The sequence below is a fragment of the Archangium sp. genome (genome assembly GCF_036389735.1).
Classification (GTDB): Bacteria; Myxococcota; Myxococcia; order Myxococcales; family Myxococcaceae; genus Archangium.
Window position 1 is genome coordinate 1 of the sequence record NZ_DASVWK010000683.1, and the last position, 6,010, is coordinate 6,010.

Annotated in this window: 5 protein-coding genes; 3 read left to right on the top strand and 2 right to left on the bottom strand. The window is 68.4% G+C overall.

All coding sequences use genetic code 11. The features are described from left to right. From VF794_RS24080 to VF794_RS24090, 3 genes are all read left to right on the top strand, one after another. The coding region (locus VF794_RS24080) for a hypothetical protein (protein ID WP_331114244.1) at positions 1–904 on the top strand (904 nt) is incomplete at its 5' end. A 217-nt stretch (positions 905–1,121) separates the two neighbouring features. After that, positions 1,122–2,066 carry a hypothetical protein gene (locus VF794_RS24085; protein ID WP_331114249.1) on the top strand — a complete coding sequence of 315 codons (945 nt, stop codon included), beginning with the start codon at positions 1,122–1,124 and terminating at the stop codon, positions 2,064–2,066. Positions 2,067–2,149: 83 nt separating this feature from the next. Next, positions 2,150–2,593: a hypothetical protein gene (locus VF794_RS24090; protein WP_331114251.1), complete on the top strand. Its 444-nt coding sequence runs from the start codon at positions 2,150–2,152 to the stop codon at positions 2,591–2,593. A 53-nt stretch (positions 2,594–2,646) separates the two neighbouring features. On the opposite strand, the gene VF794_RS24095 is transcribed toward VF794_RS24090, so the two are convergent. Then, the gene (locus VF794_RS24095; RefSeq protein WP_331114246.1) at positions 2,647–4,851 is read right to left on the bottom strand and encodes a M12 family metallopeptidase; all 2,205 of its coding nucleotides are present in this window, start codon (positions 4,849–4,851) and stop codon (positions 2,647–2,649) included. Between the two features lie 101 nt (positions 4,852–4,952). Next, a partial coding sequence (locus VF794_RS24100) for a sigma-54 dependent transcriptional regulator (protein WP_331114248.1) occupies positions 4,953–6,010 on the bottom strand: 1,058 nt, incomplete at its 5' end.

A 6,010-nucleotide genomic window follows, 5' to 3' on the forward strand; every position in this document is an offset into this window, starting at 1 on the left:
CACCAACCACGCCGAGTGGGCCCGCATCGAGGGCAACGGCAAGAACGCCTACGTGCACCTGACCGATGGCACGGCGACCGCCTACCCCGGCGCGTACACCACGGGCGTCGCCAACACCGCCAAGATCAACCCGACCGGCACCCGCGTCGCGTTCCAGATCTACGGCACCAACTACTCGCTCTACATGACGGCCATGCCGCCCACGGCCATTCCCGCCACGGCCATGGCCCCGGCCAGCGCGAGCAGCTACACCTACGCGTGGCTGGCGGACACCCGGTTCGTGGCCAGCTCGGGGGCCTCGAGCCTCGTCGAGCAGAAGGCCGACACCGTGACGAACGTGAGCGACGTGGTCACCAACTCGGTCAGGATCAGCGAGATCAGCGCCATCTACCGCCGCGGCTCCGACAAGGCGCTGATGGCGCTGGTGGGTGACGCGACCCCCATCCAGCTGTCCGACGCGGACCCGAACTCCAACCTCACCGTGCGTCACCCCTACCCCTGGGCCGGCGGCGAGGCCTCCAACTTCCAGACCAAGGCCAAGAGCTGGACGGTGTGGACGCTGGTCAACGACTCGAATGGGCGCGTCACCTCGGTGGTGCTCAAGAACGGCTCCACCACCCCGAAGCGGTACATGGACGTGGCGTGCGATGCCCACGGCAACTCCACCACCGGCTGCATCGCCAACCTGTATCGCTGGGACGGCCAGGAAGTCGCCCTCGACCTGGAGACCGGCGTCATGAAGCAGCTCTGGGAGACGGACGTGGACGACTGGGACTACGGCGTGTCCGGTGCGAAGGTCGGCCACGAGTACCTGATGCTCACCAACCTCTCCGGCCGCAGCACCCAGCTCTATGACGGCGCCAACAACCGCCCGGTGTACGAGACGGCCCTGCTGAAGTACTAGGCCCGCCCCTCACTCAGGCGACAAGTCGTTCCACCGGGGCGCGCTCGCATCGACGGCGAGCGCGCCCCGCGCCTTTTGGGGCCTCTGGAGTCTCACCGGGGGTGCGTGGAGCCGCACGGTGGGACCATGTGATCCTGGGGAAGCAACTTCCGCCCCCTGCTCACGACAATCCTGTAACGATTTTCCTCAATATTTTTTGCTGGAGCCTTCAATGTCCCTGAACCCCCTCGAGCGCGGCCGTAACCTCTTCAACAACGTGCGCACGGGTGCGCAGAACGCCGTCGAGAAGACGCAGCAGGTGGTGGGCAACGTGGCCAACAAGGTCGTCGAGGGCGGCCAGCAGGTGGGCCGGTTCGTCGACGCCTTCGAGGACAGGGCCACGGACAAGGCCCGGGCGCTCAACAACACCCTCTTCGGCGGCTCCAAGCCGGACCGCGTGTACGACGGGCACCTGGTGGGCGCTGGCGGCCAGACCTTCCCGCCCGGCACGCCGCTGAGCCAGGTCCCCGGCGTCACCCCGCGCAACAACCCGAACCCCACCGAGACGTTCATCTACGTCAACGGCATCTCCAACGACAAGGACACGCAGTTCAACAGCATGCAGCAGATCGCCGACCGGACCGGGGCCAAGGTCGTCGGCGTGCACAACGCCACCGAGGGCATGGTCGCCGACCTGGCCCAGTGCGTGAAGGACAAGCTCGACAAGGGCACCAACCCGGCGGTGGACTCGCTGGCGGACACCGTCTACGCGGAGCTGAAGGCCGGGCGCTCGGTGCACCTGATGGCGCACAGCCAGGGTGGCCTCGTCACCAGCCGCGCCCTCACCGACGTGGCCAACCGGCTGCGCATCGAGGACGGGATGTCCAGGTCGCAGGTCGAGCAGATGCTGGGCAAGGTGAACGTGGAGACCTTCGGCGGCGCCGCCGGTCACTACCCGGATGGCCCCAAGTACGTGCACTACGTGAACAACAAGGACATCGTCCCCACGTGGTTCGGCCAGGGCAACGGCAAGGGCGTGGATGACTGGGCGCTGCGCGACGGCGGCAAGGGCGCGGTGGTGCGCCGCTTCGACTTCGGCTCGGGCGTTGGTGGCACCCACAGCCTGAACGATGCCTACCTGCCGCACCGCCTGCCGTTCGATCAGGCCCGCGCCGGCAAGTGATGGCGACGCAGAGGCCCGGCATGCTTCAGTGGCTGATGTCCGCGGTGGGCCTCGCCCCGCCGCCGCCCGCGAGTGGGGGACCCATGACGCGGGAGGCGGCGCAGGAGCTGCTGCGCTGGTACTCCCGCTCGCAGGGCGCGGTGCTGAGCCCGGGTCTCAACCCCCAGGGCTTCGGCGGCGTCGCCGTGGGCGGGGCGCAGGTGTACTTCGAGTTCCACGAGGACTCGAAGACGCTGGAGTGCAGTGCCCTCGTCTACCGTTTCAACGAGCCGCCCAAGCCGGGCGTGCTGGCGGGCTTCGAGGCCGAGGCCCGCGAGGGAACGGACACGGGCGGTGGCTTCGTGGACTACGAGCGGGAGAACCGTGGCCTCTTCTTGAGCCGCACCTATACCCAGGTGCCGGACGGGAACGAGTTCGCCAAGGACATGAAGCGCCTGTGCAAGGCGAGCCTCGTGTGGGGCGACGAGGTGCTGGACCGCGTGGCCTCGCGCGTCTTCCACCCCGAGGAGTTGGAGAAGAAGGACTGAGCGGGTGTTGAAGGACAGCCGCCCCTGGCCGGGGCGGCTGTAAGGCCGTGCGCCTAGCGGTTCGTCGCCAGCCTGTCGCCCTCGGTCTCCTGGTTGAGGTTCTGGCGGCTCGGCACCCAGGTGTAGTCGGCGCCGTCGTTCTGCAGGACGGAGACCTGGCCGGCCTGGACGTTGTCATCGGCCGTGATGGCGTCGGGCGCGCCGGCCACGAAGCCGCCCAGGTCCTTCAAGGGGCGCAGGGCGGCGATGCTCCGGCCGAAGCCGGTATCGGTCGAGGCGTTCGGGTTGTAGGCGTTGACGACGCTCGCGCTGTTGTTCAGGGTGCCGTCGCTGTTGAAGGGCCGCCAGACATACACCTTGCCCGCCTGGATGCCGTTCACCTCCGTCCCGGGCATGCCGATCCCGATGTACGTCTGCCGCCCGCCCTCGTCGTCGATCGTGTCCGAGTACGAGCGCTGCTGGACGGCGAGGGCGTAGCCGAACTCGTCGTTCCCGGAGACCGTGCTGGGGACGTAGGACGTGACGTAGGTCCGCACGCCCGCGGTGCTGAACGAGTCCAGCGCGACCCGTCCGACGACGAGGCTTCCGTTGGAGTACTTGGGCTGGCCGATGGCGAGGTAGCTGGTCCGCGCGGAGATGCCGCTGCGGATCCGGAACCCGGTCAGCGCGTGCCCGTACCGGGCCGCCGTCGCCGCCGCGTAGTAGGAGCTCAGCAGGCTCGGGGCCGACAGGGTATTGCCGTAGCCGCTGGTGGCGCAGCCGTACACGTGCACGGCGCCCTTGTTGGCATCGTGGCCGGGCGCACCGACCGACAGGAAGTCGTTGTAGTACTCCTCGCCGTGGCCGCTGAGCGCGCACAGGCCGGGGATGCCGCTGACGGCGGCGCCGAACTCGCCCGTGGTGTTGCTGGGGTTCCAGAGCGTGGTGTAGGTCGCCACGCTGAAGTCGCTGGGGGAGTTGTCGTGGCTGCCCTTCACGATCACCACCGCGCCCTTGGACGGAGTCCCCGAGAGACCGTTGAGCCGGGCAAGGGGCGCCCCGATGACGAGGTCATGGTAGGTGACCGTGGTGTCGTTGGCGCGGTAGCTCGTCCCGCGCAGGGCCGCGAGCGAGGCGCCAAACCGAGGCGACGCCATCAAACCGCCGAGCAGGCCCACGTTGCCGGGCGCGATGTCGATGCGGTACTGGATGCCCTTGCGGCCCCAGGGGGCGAAGTCCTCCGCGAAGGAGTCCTTGGCGGGGTCGGAGGGCAGCGAGTTGACGAAGAGGAGGGAGACCCGCCCGTCGTTGCCGTTGTAGTCCGGTTGGCCCAGTGCCAGGTCGTCGATGCCGTCGCCGTTGAAGTCGCCCGTCACCAGGGTGACCTGGGCGGTGGCGGGGACGTCGCTGTCGTGCTGGACCTTGAACCAGGGCATCCACTTCAGGCCGGTGACGTTCTCCGAGGGGGCGGTGGCGACGCCGCGGTAGAACGACAGCCACAGGCCGCCGGTCTGGAGGGTGGCCACCGCCACGTCCTTGAAGCCGTCGTCGTCGTAGTCGCCGCTCGCGACGGCCACGCCGAAGCGGTCCCCGGCGTCATTGGCGCCCAGCTTCTCGCCGTACATGCGGTAGATGCCATTGATGTCGTGGACGCTGAGCAGGTTCGTGACGCCATCGTAGGAGCGGCTCTGTTGCTCCTGGCCGGCGAGCGGTATGACACAGTCGGAGTAGCCGCCGTTCATGGACGAGGCGAAGTCGTACGGGCTCAGGTTGTAGTAGGGATCCGGCCAGTACACGCTGCCGAGCTTGGCGTAGTTGAAGGGATCCAGGTTGTCACAGACGCTCACGTGCTCGTCGCGGTCGTCGCGCTGGAACTCGTGGGGCCGGCCGAGGGCGTGGCCGAACTCGTGGACGAGGGTGCTGCGGCCAGGCAGGTAGTTGGGATCGAAGCGGATCTTCTGGTGCTGGTCGTCGCGGACCTCGTCCCAGTACCCGTACGTATAGCCGCCGCCGTTCGGCGACGCCCAGGTCGCCTCGAACTGCAGGTTGGATGCGCCCTCCGTCGCCACTTCGGCGATGTCGAGCGGCGTGTGCGCCGACAGGTAGTTCATCGTGTCGAGGATGGTGGTGCGAGCCCCCACGGCATCGTTCGCGATGAAGAAGTTCACGTTTCCGTAGGGAAACCAGACGCCGCTGAAGGACGCGCTGGCGTGAACGGCGAGGGGCGTAACGAGGCCGACGAGGCCGACCGCGACCGCCTTCGACAAACGACGAGACATGATGAAGTCCTTTCCTGGACCAGGAATCCGGTGATTCCTGGACTATACAGGAAATAAGAAAAAATAGGACTCACCTGTTGGGGAGCTTCTCTTCACCTCCCCTAGCGGCTGCCACGGCCCTGGCGCCGAGGCCGGGAGGAGTCCCGGCGGGAAGGCTTGCGCGGGAGGAGGAAGTCCTCGGGTCGCAGCTCCTCGCCCTCCGCCAGTGCCACTGCCCTCCGCACCAGATTCTCCAGCTCGCGCACGTTGCCGGGGAAGCCGTAGTCCATCAGGCGCTCCACCGCCGCTTTGGACAGCCGCTTGGGCGTCGGGCCGCGCGCGTTGGCGCGCTGGAGGAAGTGCTCGGCCAGGGCGGGCACGTCCTCCAGGCGCTCGCGCAGGGGGGGCACGCGCAGCGGTATCACGTTGAGGCCGTAGTAGAGATCCTGCCGGAAGCGCTTCTCGCGCACCTCCAGCTCGATGTCCTGGTGGGTGGCGGCGACGATGCGCACGTCCACGCGCACGGCCGTGGACTCGCCCACACGCCGCACCTCGCCGTCCTGGAGGGTGCGCAGCAGCTTGGACTGGAAGGCGGGCGCTGTCTCCGTCACCTCGTCGAGGAAGAGCGTGCCCCCATCCGCCTCCTCCACGAGGCCCCGGCGGGCACGCACCGCGCCGGTGAAGGCGCCCTTGGCATGGCCGAACAGCTCGAGTTCCAGCTGGGTCTCGGAGACGCCGGCGCAGTTGGCGAGCACGAAGGGCTTGTTCTTGCGTCGGCTGTGCGCGTGCACCGCGCGGGCGACGAGCTCCTTGCCCGTGCCACTCTCGCCCTGCACCAGCACCGGGGCGTCGCTCCGCGCCACGCGGACCAGGCGAGTGGTCAGCTCGCGCATGGCCGCGCTGCTGCCCACCAGCGCCGAGAGGCCATGGCGCTCGTTGAACTCATCGGCGAACAGCCCCACCTGCGACAGCAACCGGGCCCGCTCCAGCGCGTGCTCCACCCGGTAGCGCAGCTCGCCCTCCTTGAAGGGCTTGGCGACGTAGTCATACGCCCCCAGGCGCATGGACTCCACCGCGCTCTCGATGGAGCCGAAGGCCGTCATCACGACGACCTGGAGGCGCGGGGCCACCTCCAGCGCCCGCTTGAGCAGGGTGAGCCCGTCCATGGGCTCCATCTTCA

Coding starts and splice junctions, on each gene's coding strand:
- VF794_RS24090 (WP_331114251.1), top strand. CDS start 2,150: ATGACGCGGGAGGCGGCGCAGGAGCTGCTGCGCTGGTACTCCCGCTCG.
- VF794_RS24095 (WP_331114246.1), bottom strand. CDS start 4,851: ATGTCTCGTCGTTTGTCGAAGGCGGTCGCGGTCGGCCTCGTCGGCCTC.